Consider the following 23,239-nt stretch of genomic DNA (forward strand, 5'->3'; position numbering starts at 1 on the left):
ATGATCGCGACCGAACCCACGGTGTTTGTGGTGGACGATGATGCCTCGGTGCTGCGCGCCATGGACCGGCTGCTGCGCGCGGCGGGCTATGCGGTGGAGGCGCACGCGTCGCCCGCCGCGTTCCTGGAGGGCGCGCCCTCGGAGCGGCCGGGCTGCGTGGTGGTCGATCTGCGCATGCCTGGCTTGAGCGGGCTGGAGCTGCAGGAAGCGCTGGTGCGCCGGGGATGTCTCCTCCCGATCGTGTTCCTGACCGGCCACGGCGACGTGTCGAGCTCGGTGCGGGCGATGAAGACGGGCGCGATCGACTTCCTCACCAAGCCCTGCGACGACACCGTCCTGCTCGCGGCCGTCGAGCGCGCCATCGCTCGCGACGCCGCGGTGCGCGCGGCGCGGGGTGAGCAGCAGTCGCTCCGGACGCGCTTCGATGCGCTCACCCAGCGCGAGCGCGAGGTCTGCCTGCGCGTGGCGCGGGGCCTCATGAACAAGCAGATCGCCGAGGAGCTCGGCGCGGCGGAGAAGACGATCAAGGTGCATCGCGGTCGGGTGATGGAGAAGCTCGGCGTGGCGTCGGTGGCGGAGCTCGTGCGGCTCGTGGACCGGCTCGAGGGCCCTGATCCCTGATCTCGCGCGGCGCCGCCGGCCGGCGAGCGGGAGGACGCGTTCATGGAGGAACGCCGGCTGCTGGACGCGGCGCAGGAGCGCCTCTCGGCCGGCGACGCCGCCGGTGGAGCTGTCGCGGCAGGAACAGGCGCTCATGAAACGGTTGACACGCGTGAGGGCGCTGTTCGGCTTACGGCTACCGCTCGACTTTGATCGCTTCGACAACCTGACCAGAAACCTGTAGGTCCACGCGAAGGAATTCGAAGCTGGCTACGGGAAAATTCGAGGTGTAGGACCCTCCAGGCGCAATGTCCCACCAGGCCTCTCCCGAGCCCCTGCCAAAGCTCGGATTCCGTTCTTGCTCTTGCTGGCTCGTCGGAATCTCGTAGCTGTACGGTGCGTAGAGACGCACGGTGTAGCCGGTGCGATTCTCGAAAGGGGGCCGAGCCGGCGCGGCTGTCACCTGGATCCTACCTGATGGAGGGGTACCTGCCACGGTCTGCCGCACCCCCTTTGCGTCGGTGTAGGTGAAGGCGAGGTTGGTATCGGGCTCGAACCAGAAACTGCGGAACGGCTTCACACGTACTTCCTGGCCCGGATAGACGACATCGGTGTCGCTGTCCCATTGCCTGTCGGGGTAGCCATCGTAAGGATAGAGCCGCACGACCCTGTCTGTGCCATTGACGACCACTCCCCAGACACGCGCCGTCAGCGGGTCACCGGGAAACTTCAATGGCACACTGTCCGGCGGACCGATGATCTTCGCGTTGTCGAACTGACTCGAATAACCAAGTGCACCTTTTGCCATACTTACCTCTCTGCCTGGATAGAGATATCGCAGCCGCCGGCGCCGGCCGGCGGTACTTCAATACGGACGGGGCAAATCCGTGCCGCCGTCACGCGCCTGGGTGAGTCGATGCTTGGCTCGCCTCGCACGTCGGTCGAGCGGCCCGACTCGTGACCTTCTTTAGTTCCACTCCTGGGAGGCGTCAAGATGATTGCTCCCCAAACTGTAAATCAAGTTGAGATGATGCTCGGCTGCCTCGGTGCGACCATGCCCGCGCTCTCGCAGCGCGCTATGTGTCCCGCGGGGCATAGCGATTAAACAATTTTTTAGCATGTTTGCCGTTCTAGAGCGTAGCCTTCCAGGCTTGTGTCCCCACTATCGAACAAGAGCGCGTCCTTCGTGGTCCGGCGCCCGACCTCGGGGGCGTCATCGCGTGAGCCCAGCTTCACCGGCCTGGCATTGGGCGTCGCAGAGCCCTCCCGCGGACCCAAACGGCGTGAATCCCGGCTCGTGTCGAGCACGATACGGATTCGGTCTCAGGACCCTTCCCCACGATGGGCGTCTGCAATTCTTCTCCCAAACTCGGCGCCTTCCTCATCGTCACCCATCCATGATGCGGTTCGATCCCTGTGCACTCTTCCCGACGTGGGCCCGGGCGGCGGCGCCTCAGACGCACGTCATCGGTTCACGACGGACGCTTCGAACGCCATCGCAGGCGGCGACGCCGAGAAGAAGGCCTAAGAGGAGTGGAACGAGGTGTCGGTTATGCATACGGGTCCTCCGATGCCTTTGAAAAGGAAAACGCGATGTGAATGACGTAGAGGTCGGCGCCTGGGATCGGCCTCGCAGGGCGTCGAACCTTCCGGCGTCGCTCCCGGAACGAAGACCGGAGCCCTGCGGCGAGCCGAGGTGGACGGATTACAACAGCGCGTCGGCGCTGCCTATGGGACCTTGGTCCTACTTCTTGCCATGCGGGCTGCGGGGGCCATGGGACCAAGGTCCCATAGCGAGGGCCATGACCCGGGGTTACAACCGGCGGGCCTCGCGGCGATGCGCGGAGGCATCAACAATCCACTTGCAAAGAGAGAAGCCATGACGTCCAGCGTGACCGTCCCCGACGACGACACATTTTACCGTCCGGATCTGCCGCTCGAAGGCGAGCACGGCGAGGTGATCTGGTCGCGGCCGCTCACGGGCCCGGCGGCGCTCGCCAAGGCGCGGGTCAATCAGCTCGTGCTCTACCGCTCCAGAGACGTCCACGGCAAGGCGATCGCGGTCTCCGGCATCATCGCGCTGCCTCACAAGGCTCCGCCGGAGGGCGGCTATCCGATCGTGAGCTGGGCGCACGGGACGGTCGGCTGCGCGGACACGTGCGCGCCGTCGCGCGACACGATCACGTCGCCGGCGCACCCCTTCAACGAGCACCCGCACGGGCTGCTCACCGCGTTCCTGGACAGGGGCTGGGCCGTGGTGATGACCGACTACGAGGGGCTCGGCACAGGCGGGCTGCACCCGTACCTGCTCGGCGAGTCCGAGGCGCACGGCATCCTCGACATCGCGCGCGCCGCGCGGCGGCTCTACCCGGCGGAGCTCTCGAAGAAGCTCGCGATCGTGGGCCACTCCCAGGGCGGCCAGGCGGCGCTGTTCGGCGGGTACCACGCGCCCATCTGGACTCCCGAGCTCGACCTGCGTGGCGTCGCGGCGATGGCCCCCGCCTCGGGGGTCCACCTCCTCGTCGCCGCCGGCACCACCCTGAACTACGCGCAGCCGGGCTTCGCCTTCACCGCGCTGTTCCTGGCGGGCGCCATCGCCGGCAACCCGAACATCAACCCGGAGGAGCTCCTCACCGTGAAGGCCTACAGCGTGTGGCCCCACATCCACGAGAAGGCGCGGATCGAGCTGGCCAAGGAGGACTCCTGGGGCGGGCTCAAGGGGACCGAGCAGCTGAACCCAGGCCCGAACCCCAGCAAGAAGGCGTTCTTCGACCAGCTCGAGCTCATGAACCCGGCCCTCCGGATCCTCGCCCCCATCCGGATCTCCCAGGGCGCGAAGGATCCCCGCATCCGGGCGGACTTCACGAGGACGCTCCACCACCAGCTCGCCGCGCTGAACGGCCCCGCCAACGTGACCTACAAGGAGTACGAGGAGGTCTCGTCGACGCACGATCCCGTCGAGCTCGGGTTCCACTTCGGCCTGATGGACACGGACCTCCCGAGCCTGACCACGTGGCTGGAGGAGCGGTTCAAGGACGTCGAGGAGGAGCAGACAGCCAGTCCCCGATGAGCGCGCGGCGCGGGCCGCGGGGCGCCGATCTCATCGCGCCATCTCTCTTCAGCTTTTCCCGGGGCGCGCTCCGGCGCGCCAGACGAGCATCAAGAAGACCAAAGGAGACGAATCCATGACAACCAACAGCACGCCGGTCATCACCACGACAGAGGGCCCGGTCCAGGGCGTCGTCGAGAGCGAAATCCTCGTGTTCAAGGGCATCCCCTACGCCGCGCCGCCGGTGGGCCCCCTGCGCTGGAAGGAGCCCCAGCCGGTCGAGCCCTGGAAGGAGACCCGCAAGGCCGACACCTTCGGCAAGGCCTGCCTCCAGCCCACGTATCCCTCCATGGATGGCGCGGGCTCCGTGGGGCCGCAGAGCGAGGACTGCCTGTACCTGAACGTCTGGACGAGCGGCGTGGAGCCCGGCGCGCTCAAGCCCGTGATGGTGTGGATCCACGGCGGCGCCTTCAAGATCGGCGTCGGCAGCGACAAGATGTTCCGCGGGGCTGCCCTGGCCAGGAAGGGCGCCGTGGTGGTGACCTTCAACTACCGCGTGGGCCTCCTCGGGTTCTTCGCCCATCCGGGCCTGGAGAAGGAGCGTCGCCTGGGGCCGGTCAACTTCGGCATCCTCGATCAGATCGCCGCGCTGGAGTGGGTGCAGCGCAACATCGCGGCGTTCGGCGGCGATCCTGGCAACGTCACGATCTTCGGCCAGTCGGCGGGGGGCGAGAGCGTCCTCGCCCTGTTCGCCTCGCCCCTCACGAGGAACAGGGAGCCGGCCCTGTTTCACAAGGGCATCGCGCAGAGCCCCTATGCGATCCCGGAGCAGAGCCGGGAGAAGGCGAACGAGCTCGGGGTCAAGATCGCCAGGGGGCTATTCAAGCTGAACGGCGAGCATGCGACGGCAGAGGAGCTGCGGGCGGTGCCGGCGGAGAAGTTCTCCGCGAAGTTCATGCCGACCCCGGACAACCCGCGGGGCCAGGTGCCGTTCCTAGGGCCGAGCCCCGTGCACGGCGACGTGGTGCTGCCGACGGGGATCAGGGCCACGTTCGAGGCCGGCGAGCAGGCGCGCCGGCCGCTCGTCATCGGCAGCAACAGCCATGAGACGAGCGTGCTCGACGCGTTCAACATGGATCCGGCGGCGATCATGGCGGCCATCCTCGAGAAGGGAGGGGAGGACGCCGAGAAGGCCCTGGCGTACCTGAAGAGCCTCTACCGCAGCGACCCCGAGGTGACCGACGAGGACCTCGAGGACCCGAGCCGCTTCGCGGGCCTGGTGCTGCGCGACATGCTGTTCACCATGCAGGCCCGGTGGATCGCGGACAAACACTCCGGCGTGGCCGACAGCCGGTGGTACTACTTCAGCTACGTCCCCGAGATCGACCGCGCCGACCAGCCCTTCGGCGTCCCGCACGGCGGCGAGATCCTGTTCCCGTTCGGGGGGATCAGGGACAGGTTCACCGCGGCCGATCGGGCGATGTCCGAGAAGGTCAGCGGATACTGGTTCTCCTTCGCGGAGAACGGCACGCCCGCGGGCGAGGTCGCGTGGCCCAAGCACACGACGGGAGGGGGGCTCCGGCAGGACAAGACCCTGAAGCTCGGCGAGCAGATCGTGGTCGCGAACGACTTCAGGAAGATGCGCCTCGACGCGTTCATCGCGATGTACCCGCAGCTCGAGGCGGCGCTGGCAGAGATGTAGCCTCCTGTCGGCCAGCGGCGCTTCCTTCACCAGGCTGCCGAGCTACCGGGGATCTTGGTCCTATGCGAAAATCCTAGTATGCGGCCACATGGCTGGCCGGTCTCCCTCATCACGTGGGCGCCTGCTCGCCGCGCTCGGGCTCGGCATGGCCGTCGCGTCGTCACCCGCGCTCGCCGCCGGCGGCGCGCCCGCGCCCGCCGCGGGCGACCTCCGGGCGCGCGGCGTGCCGTGGATGCGCGTCTTCGACGCGGAGGACGGCATCCCCCAGATCACCATCAACTCCATCGCCTTCGAGCCCGGCGGCCGCCTCTGGATCGGCACCCAGGGCGGCGCGGCGTCCTACGACGGGCGCCGCTTCACGCCGCTTCCGCTGCCGACCGGCGGGGGGTCGAGCTGGGTGCAGGCGGTCGCCACGGGGCAGGACGGCGCCGTCTGGTTCGGGATGATGACCGGCCAGATCCTCCGCTACGCCGAGGGGCGCTTCACGCGCTTCGGGGCCGCCGAGGGGCTCGCGTCCGAGAGGCCGATCCGGACGCTCCTCGAGGCGCCCACGGGCCGAGGGCGCGCGCTCTTCGCCGGGACGACGGACGGCCTCTACCGGCTCGACGGCGAGCGGTTCACGCGCATCGACCTCGGCCCCGGCTTCGAGCACCCCGACGTGCGCGCGCTGCACCCGACGGCGCTCCCCGGCGGGGAGCCGGCGCTCTGGGCCGGCACGGGCGCGGGCCTCTTCCGCTGCGGCGACCGCGGCTGCGCCCGCTTTGCCACGACCGCGGAGGGGCTGCCCAACGACACGGTCGTGAGCCTGCTCGAGACCGCCGGGGAAGCGGGCGGCCGCGTGCTCTGGGCAGGCACGCGCGCAGGCGTCGCCCGGCTCGCGGGCGGGCGGTGGGAGAGCGTCACCCCGGCGAGCGTGCCGGCCCTGGCGCAGCCTGTGCGGGCGCTCGCCGAGACGGTGAGCGGCACGGGCGCGCGCACGCTCTGGGCCGCCACGTACGGCGGCGGCCTCGCGCGGCTCACGGGCGGGACGTGGACGTCGCTCACGAAGACGAACTCGACCCTGCCGGACGACCACGTGATGGCGCTCGCGGCGACCTCCGAGGCGCACGGCGGGCGTACGCTCTGGATCGGCACCAACGCCGGCGGCCTCGCGCGCCTGCGGCACGACGGGTGGGTCGGGTTCACGCAGCGGAGCGCGGGCCTGTCGGGCAGCATCACGTCCCTCGCCGAGGTGCGCGCGCCGGGAGCCCAGGGCGGCCCTCCCGAGCTCTGGGTGGCCCTGAACAACACCGTGGCGCGGTCCTCGGGGCAAGGCTTCTCGCCGCTCGACGCCCCCGAGCTCGCCGGCAAGCTCGGCGACCTCGTGAGCTTCCTCCTGCCCTCTTCGCGCGAGCCCGGGGTGGTCTGGATCGGCAGCGACACCACCGGGCTCCACCGCTGGACCGGCGCGCAGCTCACCACGTACACGATGCAGAGCTCGCCGCTCCCTCACAACGGCATCTGGTGGCTGTCCGAGTCCCGCGACGGGCGCGCGCTCTGGATCGGGACGGTCGGCGGGGCCGCGCGCCTCGATGTGGACGGCGCGTGGCAGGTCTTCACGAAGGCGCAGGTGCCCCTCGCGGACGACCACGTGACCAGCATCCTCGAGACCGCGGGCGCGGGCGGGAAGGTCTCCACCTGGTTCGGCACCATGAAGGGGCTCTCGCGGCTCGAAGACGGGCAGTGGCGGAGCTACACCGCGGCGAGCGCGCCGCTCGCCTCGGACGCCATCGGCGCGCTCGCCGAGCTCAGGGACACGCGCGGCGCGCGGGTGCTCTGGATCGGCGCCCAGGGCGGGATCTCGCGCTACGACCTCGACGCGGAGGCGTGGCTCGATCCGCTGAACGAACCGTCCCGGCCGGCGCTGCCGGACGGCATCGTCTACGGCGTGCGCTCGGACGCGCAGGGCCGGGTCTACGCCTTCACCGACCAGGGCGTCACCCGCTTCACCCCGCGCGCACCCACGCCCGACGATCCCGCCGAGCTCGCCGCCTACACCTTCACCACCGACGACGGGCTGCCGAGCAACGAGTGCAACCAGAACGGCTCGCTCGTAGACAGCCGGGGCCGCGTCTGGGCGAGCACGACCGGCGGCGTGGCGGTGCTCGATCCGGCCGAGGAGATCCCGAACGCCGCGCCGAAGCCGCTCGCGCTCGAGGCGCGCGCGGCGGGCGGCGCGCTCGCCCTCTCCCCCGGCGCGTCGCTCGCATGGGACGAGAACACCGTCTCGTTCGCGTACACGCTGCTGAGCCTCTTCCACGAGCGCAGCACGCGCTACCGCACCCAGCTCGTCGGCTTCGACGCGGCGCCGAGCGCGTGGACCGCGGAGGCGAGCGCGCGCTACACGAACCTCGCGCCCGGCCGGTACACCTTCCAGCTGTGGGGCCGCGATCACGCCGGCAACGTCGCCGGCCCGGCGAGCGTCGCCTTCCAGGTCCGGCCCGCGCCGTGGCGCACGACCTGGGCGTACCTCGGCTACGCCGCGGCGCTCTCCGGGCTCGCCTACGCCGGCATGCGCCTGCGGCTCCGGGCGCTGCGGCGGCGGACGCGCGAGCTGGAGTCGCTCGTGGAGCAGCGCACCGCCGAGCTCAGGGCCGCCAGGGACGCCGCCGACGCCGCGAACCAGGCGAAGACCACCTTCCTCGCCAGCATGAGCCACGAGCTGCGCACGCCGCTCAACGGCATCCTCGGTTACGCGCAGCTGCTCCAGCGCTCCGCGCGGCTCGCCCCGGAGGATCGACCCGGCGTCGACGTGGTGCGCCGGTCGGGCGAGCACCTGCTCACCCTGATCGACGATGTCCTCGACCTCGCCCGCATCGAGGCAGGGCGGCTGGATCTCGCGCCGGGCGACGTCCACCTGCCGTCGCTTGCGCGCACGGTCGCGGAGCTGTGCAAGGTGCGCGCGGCGGCGAAGGGGCTCGCGTTCGTGCTCGAGATCGCGGACGGCACGCCGGCGTGGGTGCGCGCCGACGAGAAGCGGCTCACGCAAGTGCTGCTCAACCTGCTCGGCAACGCGATCAAGTTCACCCGCGAGGGGCGGGTGACCTTCCGGGTCGCGCCGCGCGACGGACAGGCGCCCGGCGGCGTGCTCTTCCGCGTCGAGGACACCGGCCCCGGCATCGCGGCGGCGGATCTCGCCCGCATCTTCGAGCCGTTCGAGCAGGCCGGCGACCTTCGCGCGCGCGTGGAGGGCGCGGGCCTCGGGCTCGCGATCACCCGCCACATCGTCGACCAGATGGGCGGCCGCATCGACGTGGAGAGCGCGCCCGGCGAGGGCAGCACCTTCACCGTGGCGCTCGACCTGCCCGTGCTCGCCGGCGCGGCGCCGGCCGGCGAGCGGCGTGGGGACGGGGCGATCACGGGCTACGAGGGCGCGCGCCGGGCGATCCTCGTGGTCGACGACCACGAGGACAACCGCGCCTTCCTGCGGGACGTGCTGGTGCCGCTCGGCTTCGAGGTCGTCGAGGCCGCGGGCGGCGAGGCGGCCGTCGCGCTCGCGGCGGAGCGCCGGCCGGACCTCGCGCTGATGGACCTGCGCATGCCCGATCTCGGCGGCGACGAGGCGGCGCGCAGGATCCGCCGGATCCCGGGGCTCGCCGGCCTGCCCATCGTGGCCACGTCGGCCAGCGTGGAGGCGCCCGAGCGCGCGCGCAGCGAGGCCGCCGGCTGCGACGGCTTCCTTCCGAAGCCGATCGATCTCGGCGCCTTGCTCGAGCAGCTCGAGCGCCGCCTTGCGCTCACCTGGGTGCGCGCGGCGCCCGAGCGCGCACGCGGCGTGGACGGCGTCGCTGGCGGCGCCGGCGCCGCCGGCGACGGGGCGTCGCTGCACGGCGCGGTGCCCTCGCCGGAGGAGCTCGCGCGCCTCGCCGATCTCGTCGAGCGGGGTCGCCTCCAGGATCTCCTGCAGCGGCTCGCCGCGCTCGAGGCGGAGGATCCGCGGCTCGCGCCGTGGATCCGGGAGGTGCGCGGTCTGGCCGAGGAGTTCCGGGTCCGCGAGCTCGGCGCGCGGCTGGTCGCGGCCGAGCGCGGAGAACAGGCGCCGGCCGGCGGAAGCCGGATCACCGGCGCTGGCGACCCTGGCCCCTGATCCCTGACGATCAGCGGTCGGCCGAATGCGGCTGCAAGGTTCCTGGACGACGCCTATTCGGCGACGACCTCGTCGAGGGTGCGCGCGTTATCGCCCGCAGCAGCCGGCGCTGCCGCGTCGCCGGCTTCCGGCAGGGGTGCAGCCGTGCAATCGCGCGCAGGTGGCACCGGTCTGCTTGTTCATCTGAAAACACGCTTCCAGGACGTGGCTCCGCGCGCGGACAAGTCCGCACGCGAGCTCGTACCAGCGCCGCGAGCTCATGCGCCCACAAAAGCACGGAACCATGAACCTGCCAGAGCGAAGCCTTCATTCCCCGCTCAGCCTCAAAGAGCGTCAAATCAGAGTACAAGAGTCGGCTCCAGGCGAGGGCGACCGCATTAAAGTGTGATGTAGCGTGCGACCGACAGGACGCCGGGTCTCACGTGACACCGTGACCTGACTGCCGTTCGCTGGACCCTGTAGAGCGTCAGTAAAAATGGCTCTCCCGCACTCTTGCTGAAGTAGGGAAGCGAGGTCTTCCCCAGCCGTTCGACTCGCCCGGCACGGATCTCCGGGCGGGCTTCGTTGCGATGCGCGGCGCGCTACACCAGCTCCCGGCGGGCCGCCATGGGACCAAGGTCCAATCGACGCCCCCGGCGCACGTGTTCTAGACCTTCCGCGCCCTCGACGACGCGCGGACGCCGCGGCGCCGCCGCCCTGCGCGAAGTCCACGGGGCCCACCAGCGGACACCCAACGATCAACGCCGATCCCACGGATCGCGGAGCCGGGCAGGCATATGGCAAGCAAGAGCGCGCAGGGCTTTCTCTGGGTTCCTCTCCGTCTGCAGGCCATGTGCCTCGACGCCGAGCAGGATGTAGTCCGGGCGATGGCAGATTACCGGAAGCTGCCCTTCATCGCCGGAGGTCAGACCTACAACGGCGGCACCCCGAACCTCAGCGAGAAGATCCTCTCGCCGCCGTTCACGAAGGGCCTGCCGCTCCCCCCGGGAATCCACCTCCACTGGTTCTTGCCGTCCGCCCTGACCCAGGGCGAGCAAGAACAACACGTCACGCGCTTCCCCGAGGTGCCGAGCCGCTTCCTCATCCTGCGCAGCGGCGGCGGCCAACCCGAGCGTCAGTGGGTGGTGGAGAGCGACTACCTCCACCCGGAAGGCCACGGAGACGACATCGGGGGCGAGGCCGAGGCGCCGGTCAACGTCATGGTCGTGCCCGACCCGGCGCCGGCGCGCCAATACCGGTTCCGCTTCCTCGGGCGGGCCCTGACGCTCGACGCGTGGAGGAAAGCGCAGGAGGCGGGCGGCCATGAATCCCTCGCCGCGCTCACGGCCGTGGGCTCCGAGACCGAGGTGCCGGCCCTGGATCCGGTGCGCGCCTCGTTCGCGTCCTTCTACCCCAACTGCCGCACCGTCTTCGGCTTCCATGACCCGGACTTCCCGACCCGCACGCCACCCCAGGGGCTGCGGTACGACGTGATCGGCTGGTACAGCGACCCGGCGCGCGACTGCCTGGCCCCGCTGCTCGCCGAGGCGAACAGCCCGGCGGCGCTCAAGGCGCTGCTCGAAGAGAAGATGCAGTGGGCGCTCGACGCCGGAGGCGCGCTGCCGCAGGCGACCCTCTTCCACGCGCGGCTCGCCTTCGCGCCGGGCGCGCGCGCGGCGCGCGATCGCGTCCGCGAGTTGCCCAGGCCCACCCTCGCCGTGGGGCAGACCGAGACCGAGGCCCTGGCCGCCCTTCTGGCCTACCGCCGCGCCCCGGACGACAACGACGCGGCGCTGGCAGAGCGCCGGCTCGTGGAGGACCAGCTCGAGGCGCTGCAGCTCACCGAGCGGATCGAAGGGCACCAGCTCGACCTCGACGCGCGCCTCTTCGAGGCCCGCCACGAGCGGGGGTTCGCCGCCCGGTCGGCCGGGATTCGCTGGTCCATCCAGCCGCTGTCCAACACCGCGACAGACCTCTTCTCCTCGCTGAAGCGGCGCGCGGGGCGCACCTCGGCCTCGCCGCCGCCGGCGTGGGCGGAGCTGCTCGAGGCGCTCAACCTGGCCGAGGAGGCGCACCAGCGCGGCCTCGAGGAGATCGAGGCCCTCCGCCAGCGCATGTACGCCCGCTGGCATATCGCCGCGAACCAGGAAGAGGTGATCGAAGAACCCTTCTTCCAGGCTCACGTCGTCCCCGTACGCCATCAGCTCACCAGGACAGGCCGGCTGCACCTGGAGCAGGAGCCGTCCCTCGTCTTCCGCGCCCGCGCCGAGCCCATCTCGTTCGAGATCGTCTCGCGCCAGTGCGGCCAGTACGACACGTACGTCGAGGTCTTGGGCTGGGGCGAGCCCTTCAACCTGGAGGACGAGGACGACCAGTCGAACTGGACGTGGGTCATTGAGTTCCGCAATTGCTGCGAACTCACGCTGTCCGAGTCACACGAGGTCAAGGTGGTGACGCCGGACGAGCGATGGGAGATCCACAACGAAGGGATCACCTACACGGTGCGCGCCCTCGCCGAGGGGCTCTCCCTGGAGATCCCCGCCTCGGACGACTCGCTCGCTGGCAAGCTCGCCAGCGCCCTCATGGCGCTGCAGGACGCCATCAGCGCGTACAACGCGACCCCCGCGGGCGCGGCCGCGCCGTACGTCCTCCGCCGGATGCCCGCGACGCCCTACTGGGAGGCCGCGAACCCCGTGCTGCTCCTCACGGGCGAGGCGGCCCGGAACGACCTCGCGCAGGACCGCGCGGGCAGCGCCGCGGACGGCGATCTGCTCGCGTGCAGCTTCCTCGACGCCGCGCTCGACCTGCAGGCGCTGCCGGAGGCCACGGTCACGGCCCTGGCGAGCCACCTCGCCGGGCTCGGCCCGGAGGTGGGGAGCACCTGGAAGGAGCCGCCGTGGAGCCCCTTCACGATGCACTGGTACTTCAAGTTCGCGCCCTCGGGCCGTGAGGGCAACGGCGATTACGACCCGGGTCAGCTGCTCGAGCACTACACGCTGGAGACGCAGGCCGTCGACCAGGCGCTCAGGCCGGGGCACGAGAGCAGCTTCGCCGCGGACGACAACATCTACAGCGGCATCAGCCTGCTCACGCCGTCGGCGAGCCGGGAGGTCGAGGAGCGGATCAGCCTCTACCTCCAGCACGAGCTCTTGCCGGCGTACTTCGCGGCGCACGGCGTCCCCGCAGAGGAGCAGAACCAAGGCTACCTCGCGGCGCACTTCGCGGAGATCCAGGCCTGGTACCTGTCCCAGAGCACGCCAGAGCCTGGCACCGAAGACCCCGTGTTCACCGCGCTGTGGGCCTACGGAGAGCTCCAGAAGACGCCGTGCCTGGCGCAGGCGCTCGGCAATTTCAACGACGTGCTGCTCCTCCGTGAGCCCGTGATGCAGCTCAAGATCAGCGACCCCCTGGCCCCGATCGAGGACCCGGACGACTGGGACGCTTTCTATGCCGACACCGTGCGCAACGCCATGGGCGGCGGCTTCCAGCGGCGGCCGCTCACGCTGGACCGCTTCAACGCGCTGCGCTCGGGCGCCATGTCGATCACGGGCCTCTGGCTGGTGGACACCTTCGGGCAGGTCAAGGAGGTGGTGGACATCGAGACGCCGGGCGACATCGACGTCATCACCACCGTCGATCAGACGCCGCCCGCGGGTGTCTATCACCAGGTCCTGCTCTCGCCCCGCCTCTCGCAGCCGGCCCGCCTGCGCTTCGAGTGGCTGCCCGCGGACTCGGCCGTCGCCCAGCGCACGAACGATCACCCGGAGACGAACCCGGTGTGCGGCTTCCTGCTGGTGAACAACCTGGACGGCGCGCTCGCGGTGTACGACAAGGCAGGGCGCGCGCTGGGCAGCATCGACCGCACCAACACCTGGCGCACGGCACCCGGGAGCGGCGGCCGGGTGCGGATGGGCGCGCGCGGCATGCCGCAGCTCTACAACGTTCACCTCCAGCGGGTGGTGGAGCACGTCCTCCAGCAGGACGCGGAGTTCTTGAAGCGCTTCCTCTCCACGCAGCGGACAGCGCTGGAGACGATCGACCCCGAGGCGTACGCCGAGAACCCCAGCCGGGCGCTGCTCATGGCCCGGCCGGTGGCGGTGGTGCGGGCCGCGCTGACGCTGGAGCTCAAGGGGCCTCCTGCCCTCGATCCGACCACGCTCGTCGACGACGAGGACACGAGCCGCGGGATCGAGGCGCTGAAGATCCCCGTGCGCCTCGGGGAGTTCAGCCAGCTCGACGATGGCCTGGTGGGCTACTTCCGCGAGGAGCCCGCCGGGCAACGGAGCTACACGTACGGAGATGGCGTGTTCTATTCGCCGCAGGAGCGCGACGTCGGCCACGCCCTCATCCGCACCTACGGCAACAACGATGGATCCATGTACATGCTCCGGACGGCCGCGGATCCGGCGCAGCATGTGACGATGCTGCTCGACCCGCGCGGTCAGGTGCACGCCACGACAGGGGTGCTCCCGAGCGAGCAGCTCCGCCTCTCGCCGGAGCACTACAGCAAGGCCCTCGCGGCCATGGAGGTGAGCTTCTTGACGGCGCCGATCTTGACCGATCGGGGGGCGCTCCGGCTGCCCGTGCCCGAGGAAGCGGGGCACACGTGGTCGTGGACGACGCAGGAGCCGACCGGCGACTGGGCCGAGACGAGCGCGCTCGCGCCGGTGAACCCCCGCGCCGCGTTCTCCGCCCCGCAGGAGGTGCGCGAGGGCTGGCTGATGCTCCGGCGCTCGGCGGGCCAGGACAACTGAGTTTTCCCCCGGAAAGGAACAGGCAAGGACCATGTCAGACGAGACACCGAAGAAGAAGCCGTTCGCGTTCGAGATCACCTACGAGCTGTTCACCCCCACGGGGGCGCGCGTGCGGGACGTGCTCCTCCGCGAGAACCTCGGCGTGGGCCAGCCGCTCGTGCTCGGGATCGAAAACGCGCTGGTCCAGGAGAACGAGACGATCACCCTGCGAACGCTGCCGGAGGCGAGCGAGCGCGAGCACCACTTCAGGCTGCAGTTCGCCCCCGGGGTCCTGGTGAGCCAGGCGATCAGCGCGGTGGGGGCGAGCTGGTCCGTCGAGCGCGTGGACGGCGACGATGGCGCCGCGAGCCTGTACGTGTCCTGGATCAGCGAGGACGTCACCATCGGTCCTGGCGAGCGCTTGATGCTGGCGCTGGAGGGCGTGTCCGCGGCGCCCGGGGCAGGCCTGCCGATCACGCTGGGCCTCTCCTGGAGCGAGCCCGTCGTCAAATCGGAATACATCGGCGCGTTGTGCATCACGAACCCTGCCGGCGAGGGGGCGGGCTCGGACTACGAGCTCTCCGCGACGCTCGATCTCGGGGTGCGGAGCCGGCGCGGCAAGCCGGACATCCCGCTGCGGGCCGGCTTCGTGGGGACCAACCGCGTGCTCAACGTGAAGGACCAGGAGAACACGCTGTTCCTCCGCCTGGCCAACACCACCCCGGCGGGGAGCGCGGCGGCGACGGTGCGCTTCCACAAGGGCGCGACGGCGGAGCTCTCCTCGAAGCTCGTCGTGGCGCTGCCCGTGGGACCGCAGGAGACGCACCCGTGGGCGCTGGGCACGACGGAGCAGATCACGAAGGTGCAGCTCGGGGCCGTCGAGAGCTGGACGATGTCCGGGCCCGCGGCGAGCGCGGACGGGACGCTGCAGGAGTGGACGTTCACGCCCACGAGCGACGTGGACCTCGCGCCCCAGGCGTTCCTCGAGCTCTCGCTGAGCAAGCTCGTGACGAGCCACCCGGACGGGCCGACGCACCTCGTGCTCCGTTACAGCGCCGTGCCCGGCTACTGGGACGGGGAGCTCGTCTGCCCCATCGAGAAGGCGCCGCTCGTGTTCGGCCACAAGGTCGATGCGACGCACGATCACCGCGGCAACGTCGGGATCGGGCGCAGCTCACCGGACGCCGGGCTCTCCCTGGACGGACATCTGTGGATGCCGGACGGCAAGGAGATCCAGAACACGGGGACGCTCATCTTCCGGGCCGACGTCGACAACAACACACTTGGAGATGTGGCGCATTTCTACCATCCGTGGGGAGCTCGCGAGCCCGCGCTGAAAGTGACCAAGACCGGCGAATTGCACCCCAGTGGCACGCTCGTCCTGCGGCCCCCCCTCGCCCAGGATCAGGCCGAGAACGCCGTGATCCTGGCGAAGCTGACCGGTGGCGACAAGGACGTCGGTCTGCTGATCGGCACCCAGAAGAACGGTGATCACCAGATTGCGCTGCGCCTCACGCCGGAAGGCCGGGTCAAGGACAAGTCCGGCTTCCTGGTCCCGGTGGGCACCATCGTCGCCTACGCCGGCGATGCCGCTCCCGAGGGGTGGCTGCTGTGTGATCGGGGCGCGTACAAGCGCGCTGCCCCTGAATACAGCGACCTGTTCGAGGTCATCGGCACCAAGTACAACGGATCGACATCTCCCGCGGACGATGAGTTCTGCGTCCCCGGGCCGCCCGACGTGGCCGCGAACTCCATCATCAAGTACTGAGTGAAGCCGGCGCGAGGCGCACGAGCCCTCTGGAAGGAACAGGGAACGACCATGTCGGATGAGACACCGAAGAAGAAGCCTTTCGCGTTCGAGACCACCTACGATCTGTTCACCCCCTCCGGGGAGCGCCTGCGGAACGTGCTCCTCCGCGAGAACCCCGGCGCGAGCCAGCCGCTCATGCTCCAGGTCGTCAACATCCTGGCCGAGGAGAAAGAGACGATCACCCTGCGGAAGGAGCCGAAGCCGAGCAAGAGCAAATATCACTTCAAGCTGCGGTTCGCGCCGGGGATCCTGGACGATCGGACGATCGACGTGGTGGGAGGGGACTGGTCCGTCCTTCGCGACGACACCGGCGACGGCGCGTACCTGTACGTGGCGTGGGTCAGCGAGGATGTCACGATCGGCCCGAGAGAGCACCTGACGCTGGCGCTGCAGGGCGTGTCCCCGACGCCCGAGGCGGGCGCGGAGGTCACCTTGGGCCTCTCCTGGAAGGCGCCCGTCACCGACCCGCTGTTCAGGGGCCCGATGGGCATCATCGCTCCCGCCGGGAAGCCGCCCTCGGAGTACGAGCTCGAGGCGAAGCTCGAGCTCGGGGTGCGGAGCCGGGTCGGCAACCCGCACATCCCGCTGCGGGTGGGCTTCGTGGGGGACAACCGCGTGCTCAACGTCAATGATCAGGAGAGCTCGCTGCTCCTTCGCCTGGCCAACGCCGCCCGGGAGGGGCTCACGGGCGGGGCCGTGCGCTTCCACTACGACGCGAACGAGCCAGGTCTCTCCTCGAAGCTCGTGGTGGCGCTGCCCGTCGGACCGACGGACACGCATCCGTGGGCGCTGGGCACGGCGGATCAGGTCGAGGACGTGCTGCCCGGGGAGCTCGACGGCTTTGCGCGCTCCGGGCCCGAGCCGAGCGCCGACGGCACCCTGATGGAGTGGACGTTCACGCCCACGAGGGAGGGCGTGGAGCTCGCGCCCCAGGCGTTCCTCGAGCTCTCGCTGAGCAAGCTCGTGACGAGCCACCCGGACGGGCCGACGCACCTCGTGCTCCGCTACAGCGCGGTGCCCGACTACTGGGACGGGGAGATCGTCTGCCCGATCGAGAAGGCGCCGCTGGTGTTCGGCCGCCGGGTCGACGCGACGCACGACCACCGCGGCAACGTCGGGATCAGGCGCGGCCTACCGGGCACCGGGCTCTCCCTGGATGGAGATCTGCTGCTCCACAGCAAGGAAGTCCAGAACGTCGGAACACTCGTCTTCCGGTCCGATGTGGACGGGAGCTCAGAGGACGTCGCAGCGCAGTTCTTCAAGAAAGACGAGACGGACGTTCTGCTGGAGCTCACCAGCACGGGTGACTTGCATCCTTCTGGTAAGCTCTCCCTGAAGAGCCCCCCGGCCGAGCAGGCACCGGCGGCCGTGATCGAGGCGGACAACCGCACGAGCAGCGGCGACCTCGGGCTACGGATCCGTACCCAGAAGGGCGGTTCTCTCCAGGACTCGGCGCTCATCACCCCGGAGGGCCGCGTCAAGGACAAGACCGGCTTCCTGGTCCCGGTGGGCACCATCGTCGCCTACGCCGGCGCCGAGGCCCCCGAGGGATGGCTGCTGTGCCACGGGCAAACGGTGTCGCGCACGACCTACCCGGAGCTGTTCGCGGCCATCGGCACCACGTACGACCCATCCAACACGACCGACTTCACGGTGCCCAACCTGCAAACGCGGGTGCCGGTGGGGGCCGGCGCGGACTACTCGCTGGGGAAGACCGGGGGTGAGGCCAGGGTCACCCTGACCGAGGCGGAGATGCCGTCCCACACACATGGAGTGGACGATCCCGGGCATCAGCATGACATAACTGCATACCAGGACAAGGACCCAGACGAACATTGGGGGCCCTATTACTCGTGCCTCACCAACAAGAAAACCCCGGTGACTGAAACGGCCACGACGGGCATCTCGATCAACAGGGCTGGCGGAGGGCAGCCCCACAACAACATGCAGCCGTACCTGGTCCTCAATTACATCATCAAGCATTGACCCCAGCCGGCGCGAGGGCACATAAGCCATGGGAACCATCGAGCTCGATCCGAACACGCTCACCAGCATGGGGGTGCTCCTCAACGTGCTGGACAACACCTTTGCCGCCGACTTCGTCCCCCAGTTCCTCATCGACCTCAACGAGACCTTGCCGCTGCGGAACGCGACGTTCGCGTTCAACCCCTCGAAGAACAAGTACGAGCTCTCCGTGGAGTTCGGGGTCAAGGTCGGCGAGGACAACGAGGGCGAGGCCCAGCACCTGGGCATCGGGCTGAGCATCAGCGTGGCGCCGGATCCGGTGAGCGGCGGAAAGCGCGCCACCGAGTTCGGGGCCAAGGTCGAGGTCCCCATCCCGGACAGCGGGCTCACCCACCTGACCTTCCAGGGGATCATCAACCGCAAGCTGGGAGACACGCTCGTCGCCCAGTGCAACTTCACCGAGGAGCAGTCCCTGCCCCTCCACGCGCTGCTCGGCGGCGTCGCGCCCGCCCTCGGTGTGCTGATCCCGGAGGAGCTCCCGATCCCCCTCCGGCAGAACCTCCTCCTGGTCCTCTCCGGGCGCGTCGGCAGCGGCTTCGGCAAGCGGCTCATCGTGGGCGTGGGCTTCAACGCCGGGGTCAACCTGGGCGAGCTGCCGCTCGTGGGCCTCTACTTCAAGGAGGAGCAGACGTCCGCCGCCTTTACGGTGGAGCTGCTCGTCGCGTCCCACGAGTTCTCGCATGCGGAGCTCAAGGTCATCAACGGCGCGCTGACGGAGCTGGACTCGCCGCTCAAGATCCGGCCGTCCAGCGCTGGCCAGCAGGGGCTCGGGCGCGGGGCCCACCTCGTCAGCTACCTCGCCCTCGGGGAGCTGACGCGCACCTGGTACACGCCGATCCAGCGCACCCGATCCCAGAACCCCTTCGAGGCGCGCTCGACGCGGCAGGTCGCCCGGAGCTCGGGGGACGACAGCCCGCTCACCCTCGGGCTGAACGGTGCCTGGCTCGCCGTGCAGCGCGCCGTGGGCCCGGTGTACATCGAGAAGCTCGGCCTCACCTACAAGGCCGGCGGCATCCACTTCGTCCCCGAGATCGTGCTCTCCGTGGGTGATCTCCGGCTCATCCTCGACGGGGTGTCCGTGCGCCTCCCGGTCCCCAGCGGCGAGGTGGAGCTCCGCGCCGACGGGTTCGGGCTCGAGTACGAGAACGACGCCCTGCGGGTCACGGGCGCGTTCCTGCGCAGCACGCGCGGTGGATGCGAGGAGTACGCCGGCATGGCCGCGCTCCAGCTCGGCGTGAAGGGCCAGACGATCGGCCTCGGGGCCATCGGCGCCTATGCCTACGTCGACGGCCAGCCGTCCTTGTTCCTGTATGCCACGCTCAGCTATCCGCTCGGCGGCCCGCCGTTCTTCTTCGTCACCGGGCTGTCGGCGGGCTTCGGGTACAACCGCTCGCTCACGTCGCCTACCCTGGAAGAGGTCACGAGCTTCCCCCTGGTGGCGCAGGCGGTGGGCGGCTCCGGCGACCCGAGCACGGACAGCCCCGGCGAGGTCGTGTCGGGGCAGCTCTCGCAGCTCGTCCGCTATATCCAGGTCGCGCCGGACCAGGGCTTCCTGGCGCTCGGCGTCAAGTTCACCTCGTTCAAGCTGCTCGATGGGTTCGCCCTGATGACGGTGATGCTCGGGAAGACCTTCGAGCTCGACCTCCTGGGCCTCGCCCGGCTGCAGGTGCCCTTCAAGACGGACAACCCGCTCGTCTTCCTGGAGATGGCGCTGCTCGCGCGCTTCGCCCCGTCCGAGGGGCTGGTGACGGTGCGCGGGCAGCTCACGCCCGCCTCGTATTTGCTGGGCAGGTCGTGTCGGCTCACCGGAGGGTTCGCCTTCTCGACGTGGTTCGCGGGCGACCGCGCCGGCGACTTCGTGGTCACGCTGGGCGGGTATCACCCGAGCTTCAAGGTGCCCGGCCACTACCCCGTCGTGCCGCGGATCGGCTTCGACTGGCGGGTGGATGGCAACATCTCCGTCCGGGGAGAGGCCTATTTCGCGCTGTGCGCCCACGCGGCCATGGCGGGCGGGCGGCTCGAGGCCAGCTTCAGCGCCGGCAGCGCCTGGGCGTCCTTCACCATCGGCGCCGACTTCCTCATCTGCTGGAAGCCGTTCGCCTACGAGGCGAGCCTCTACCAGCACTTCAAGGCCGGGCTCGGCTGCCTCTCGGGCAGCATGGGCGCGAGCCTGAAGGTATGGGGCCCGGAGTTCGGCGGCTACGCCAAGCTCGATTTCTTCCTCTTCTCGGTCAAGGTCAAGTTCGGCAATCAGTCCGGGCCCGCGCCCAGACCCATCCTCTGGGATGATTTCCGCACCTCGTTCCTGCCCGCGAGCGAAGACGTCTGCAGCGTCGCCGTCGCCGAGGGGCTGATGCGGCAGATCAAGCCCAGGGACGGCGAGCCCTTGTGGGTGGTCAACCCGAAGGAGTTCGCCCTGTCGATCGGCTCGGTGATCCCGAGCAAGCAGGCCTTCCACCCGGGCTCGCCCGACACGCCGGTGACGGGTGGGGGCAACCAGGCGTTCGGCGTGGCCCCCGTGGCCGTGAGGTCAGCGGACCTCTCGATCGACTTCCACGTCACCATCCAGCGGAGCAGGACGGACGTGGAGCCGGACAAGTTCACTTTCACCCCCGTGCTCCGAAGGGTGCCCAGCGCGATGTGGGGGGAGCCGCAGATCGTGGGCGACCGGCTGCGCTTCCCCGACGTCAACGGGCGCTCCTTCGTGGAGGGCGCCCTCTCCGGCCTGCAGGTGAGGCCCGCGGTGCCGCCGAAGGGCGGTATCACCGACAGGCTGCCGGTCGCGCGGCTGCAGTTCGAGGTGGAAGAAGCCGCCGGCGGCTACGCCTTCGGGACGTTGCCCGCGTTCCACGAGAGCGGGGACGAGGACGCCGGGCGACGCGAGACCATCCGGACGACGATCCTCAGGAACACGCAGCGGGACGCGCTGCTCTCGTCGCTGGGCTTCGACCCGGCCGAGGATGTGGTCCTCACCGAGGAGATCGCGGCAGCCTTCGTGATCCCGCCGCAGGTGAAGGAAGCCGGCGAGAGCGCGCAGGCGAGCGCATGAAGCCCCAAGGAACAGCGAGGTATACCCCCATGCAGCTTCTCAACATTCCGAGCCCGGGTGCGCAGATCGAGTTCCTGGAGTTCCAGCAGCCCGCGCTGGAGAGCGGGACGTACGAGGTCGAGGTCAAGCAGACCCTCAGGGGCGCGCCCGCCAGCAACCCCCAGGAGACAATCCAGGAGGAGTTCCCGCAGCGCCTCACCTTCGAGGTCACCGGAGAGCGCTTCGGCCCGCTCAGCCCGACGGACATCGCCGCCGTGTTCCCTCCTCCCGACAGCGTGGGTGAGCACGCCAATGTGCTGCCGCACATCACCCTCCGGCGCAGCACGTTGCCCTGGGAGCGCTTCCCGGGGCAGGAGGGAAAGGACGAGAACCTCTCGTGGCTCGTGCTGCTCCTGCTCCGCGCGTCCGACTTCGGCGAAGGGGAGAAGGAGCCCGAGCCGAAGAGCATCACGGTGCGTGAGCTGCTCGCCACGCAGCCGGAAACGGCGTACTTCCCTGAGCTGCTGAAGGAGCACGGCCAGCAGGACGACGATCTGGTCACCGTGATCGACGTGCCGCGGAGGATCCTCGAGCCGCTGTTGCCGAGCGCCGCGGAGCTCGCCTGGCTCGCGCACGCGCGGCAGCGCGTGACGCAGAACAACGCCGTGGAGAGCGAGGCCGAGGCGACGGTGCTCTGCAAGCGGCTGCCCGAGCCAGGGGGCAAGAGCACCGTCCACCTGGTGTCGGTGGAGAGGCGCTACAAGGCCGATGGAACCTTTGATTTCACCTTCGATTTCCAGGAGGCCGGCCCGACGGACCTGATCCGGCTGGTGAGCCTCGCGCGCTGGACGTTCCACTGCGTGGATCCGGCGCAGAGCTTCAGCGCCTTGCTCGAGAAGCTCGACAGGGAGCCGGGCGTGCTCCGGGCGCCGGTCATGGAGGAGATGACGACCGAGGCAGCGGCCTGGATCGAGCAGGGCCACGTCCCGGTGGTGCACCGGATGCGTCAGGGCAACAGGACGGTCTCGTTCTATCGCGGGCCCCTGCTGCCCGGCCCGAACCCGGACACGGTCTCCCTGGAGGACGTGCAGTGTGCTGACCAGCTCTTGCGCTACCACCCGGACTCGGGCCTGCTCGACGTGTCCTATGCGGCCGCGTGGGAGCTCGGCCGGCTCTTGACGCTGGACAACACCCGCGTGGCGCTCGAGCTGTTCAACTGGAAGCGGCAGACCGCGCATCAGGAGCATACGCTGCGGCAGCGCTCGGTGAGGCGCCTGCCGCGCGGGCGGCAGCGGGCGGAGGTGTCGAGCGCGAAGCCGCAGCGCGTGGCGGAGTGGTTCCAGGGCCTCACGCGCCTGGTCGGGCTGCCCTTCTCCTACCTGGTGCCAGAGGAGCGGCTCTTGCCCGCGGAGTCGCTGCGCTTCTTCTGGCTCGACCCGGTGTGGGTCGACTGCCTGACGGACGGCGCGCTCAGCGTGGGCCGGGTGACGGAGGCAGACGTGGTGCACGACCGCCGCCTGCGCGCGCGCATGGCCCTGCGGCAGGGCGGGCCCGCGGTGACCGGGTTCTTGATACGCTCGAGCGTGGTCTCGGGCTGGCCCGATCTGCTCGTGGAGGGCTACCCCGAGCGGGTGGACGACGCCGGCTTCATCCCCGACCGCGGGGATACGCTGAAGCTGTTGCGGTTCGACCGGCTCGCCGACGATGTGCTCATCTGCCTGTTCGAGGGAGAGATCAAGACGCTGGATGTGCACCAGAAGCCGGAGGCCATGCACTTCGGGCTCGACGCGAGAGATGACCCGGCGGACCCGTACAGCAAGAACCTGCGGACCCGCGACGGGACCGGCGAGGAGGAGCTGTTGATCGAGCGCGTCCCCTGGAGTGATGAGCGCAAGGGGATACTCGACATCCCGGCGCTCGCGGCGCAGATGAAGGAGAAGCTCGGGTGGGATTCCTTCACCGCGGCGCAGTTCGCGCTGCAGATGATCGAGGGGGTGCAGAAGGTGCGGTTCCTCTCCGAGGGCTGAGCGTCTGCGCTGGAGGTCCCCCGGGATGCCCAGCACCGTCTCCGGCAACGCGCGCCCGCGAGCTGCGCGCGGATCTGCAGCGCGCAGCGCGCCACGAGCGCCGTCTGGTCGGTCGCGCTGCCCGCGCTCACCGCGATCGCCGCCACTGGCAAGGCGGACC

General features: G+C 69.9%; 10 protein-coding genes. 9 read left to right on the top strand and 1 reads right to left on the bottom strand.

Annotated features, from left to right (window positions below; translation table 11 throughout):
* Nucleotides 1-621 carry a response regulator transcription factor gene (locus WMF39_RS18795; RefSeq protein WP_437746865.1) on the top strand — a complete coding sequence of 207 codons (621 nt, stop codon included), beginning with the start codon at nt 1-3 and terminating at the stop codon, nt 619-621.
* Between the two features lie 175 nt (nt 622-796).
* On the opposite strand, the gene WMF39_RS18800 is transcribed toward WMF39_RS18795, so the two are convergent.
* The gene (locus WMF39_RS18800; RefSeq protein ID WP_437746866.1) at nt 797-1,408 is read right to left on the bottom strand and encodes a hypothetical protein; all 612 of its coding nucleotides are present in this window, start codon (nt 1,406-1,408) and stop codon (nt 797-799) included.
* A 1,071-nt stretch (nt 1,409-2,479) separates the two neighbouring features.
* Here WMF39_RS18800 and WMF39_RS18805 point away from each other — a divergent pair.
* The 8 genes from WMF39_RS18805 (at nt 2,480) to WMF39_RS18840 (ending at nt 23,079) form a co-directional block, all read left to right on the top strand.
* Nucleotides 2,480-3,670 (top strand): lipase family protein, encoded by a 1,191-nt coding sequence (locus tag WMF39_RS18805; protein WP_437746867.1) that lies wholly within the window; start codon nt 2,480-2,482, stop codon nt 3,668-3,670.
* A 115-nt stretch (nt 3,671-3,785) separates the two neighbouring features.
* Entirely contained in the window at nt 3,786-5,351 is a 1,566-nt protein-coding gene (locus WMF39_RS18810; RefSeq protein ID WP_437746868.1) for a carboxylesterase/lipase family protein, read from the top strand.
* An 88-nt stretch (nt 5,352-5,439) separates the two neighbouring features.
* A complete protein-coding gene (locus WMF39_RS18815; RefSeq protein ID WP_437746869.1) occupies nt 5,440-9,477 on the top strand; it encodes an ATP-binding protein in 4,038 nt (1,345 codons plus the stop codon).
* A gap of 776 nt (nt 9,478-10,253) precedes the next feature.
* Nucleotides 10,254-14,210, top strand: coding sequence for a hypothetical protein (locus tag WMF39_RS18820; protein ID WP_437746870.1), 3,957 nt, complete (start codon nt 10,254-10,256; stop codon nt 14,208-14,210).
* Between the two features lie 31 nt (nt 14,211-14,241).
* Nucleotides 14,242-15,957 carry a phage tail protein gene (locus tag WMF39_RS18825; RefSeq protein WP_437746871.1) on the top strand — a complete coding sequence of 572 codons (1,716 nt, stop codon included), beginning with the start codon at nt 14,242-14,244 and terminating at the stop codon, nt 15,955-15,957.
* Nucleotides 15,958-16,008: 51 nt separating this feature from the next.
* A complete protein-coding gene (locus WMF39_RS18830) occupies nt 16,009-17,985 on the top strand; it encodes a phage tail protein (protein WP_437746872.1) in 1,977 nt (658 codons plus the stop codon).
* 28 nt (nt 17,986-18,013) lie between these two features.
* The gene (locus WMF39_RS18835; RefSeq protein WP_437746873.1) at nt 18,014-21,073 is read left to right on the top strand and encodes a DUF6603 domain-containing protein; all 3,060 of its coding nucleotides are present in this window, start codon (nt 18,014-18,016) and stop codon (nt 21,071-21,073) included.
* A gap of 29 nt (nt 21,074-21,102) precedes the next feature.
* The gene (locus WMF39_RS18840; protein WP_437746874.1) at nt 21,103-23,079 is read left to right on the top strand and encodes a hypothetical protein; all 1,977 of its coding nucleotides are present in this window, start codon (nt 21,103-21,105) and stop codon (nt 23,077-23,079) included.
* Nucleotides 23,080-23,239: the final 160 nt, after the last annotated feature.

Origin of the sequence: Sorangium sp. So ce1504 (genome assembly GCF_051521635.1) — a bacterium.
In the GTDB taxonomy this organism is placed as follows: Bacteria; Myxococcota_A; Polyangia; order Polyangiales; family Polyangiaceae; genus Sorangium; species Sorangium cellulosum_B.

Excerpts from the sequence above, each read along its gene's own strand:
- WMF39_RS18795 (WP_437746865.1), top strand. The coding sequence starts at position 1 with ATGATCGCGACCGAACCCACGGTGTTTGTGGTGGACGATGATGCCTCG.
- WMF39_RS18800 (WP_437746866.1), bottom strand. The coding sequence starts at position 1,408 with ATGGCAAAAGGTGCACTTGGTTATTCGAGTCAGTTCGACAACGCGAAG.
- WMF39_RS18805 (WP_437746867.1), top strand. The coding sequence starts at position 2,480 with ATGACGTCCAGCGTGACCGTCCCCGACGACGACACATTTTACCGTCCG.
- WMF39_RS18810 (WP_437746868.1), top strand. The coding sequence starts at position 3,786 with ATGACAACCAACAGCACGCCGGTCATCACCACGACAGAGGGCCCGGTC.
- WMF39_RS18815 (WP_437746869.1), top strand. The coding sequence starts at position 5,440 with ATGGCTGGCCGGTCTCCCTCATCACGTGGGCGCCTGCTCGCCGCGCTC.
- WMF39_RS18820 (WP_437746870.1), top strand. The coding sequence starts at position 10,254 with ATGGCAAGCAAGAGCGCGCAGGGCTTTCTCTGGGTTCCTCTCCGTCTG.
- WMF39_RS18825 (WP_437746871.1), top strand. The coding sequence starts at position 14,242 with ATGTCAGACGAGACACCGAAGAAGAAGCCGTTCGCGTTCGAGATCACC.
- WMF39_RS18830 (WP_437746872.1), top strand. The coding sequence starts at position 16,009 with ATGTCGGATGAGACACCGAAGAAGAAGCCTTTCGCGTTCGAGACCACC.
- WMF39_RS18835 (WP_437746873.1), top strand. The coding sequence starts at position 18,014 with ATGGGAACCATCGAGCTCGATCCGAACACGCTCACCAGCATGGGGGTG.
- WMF39_RS18840 (WP_437746874.1), top strand. The coding sequence starts at position 21,103 with ATGCAGCTTCTCAACATTCCGAGCCCGGGTGCGCAGATCGAGTTCCTG.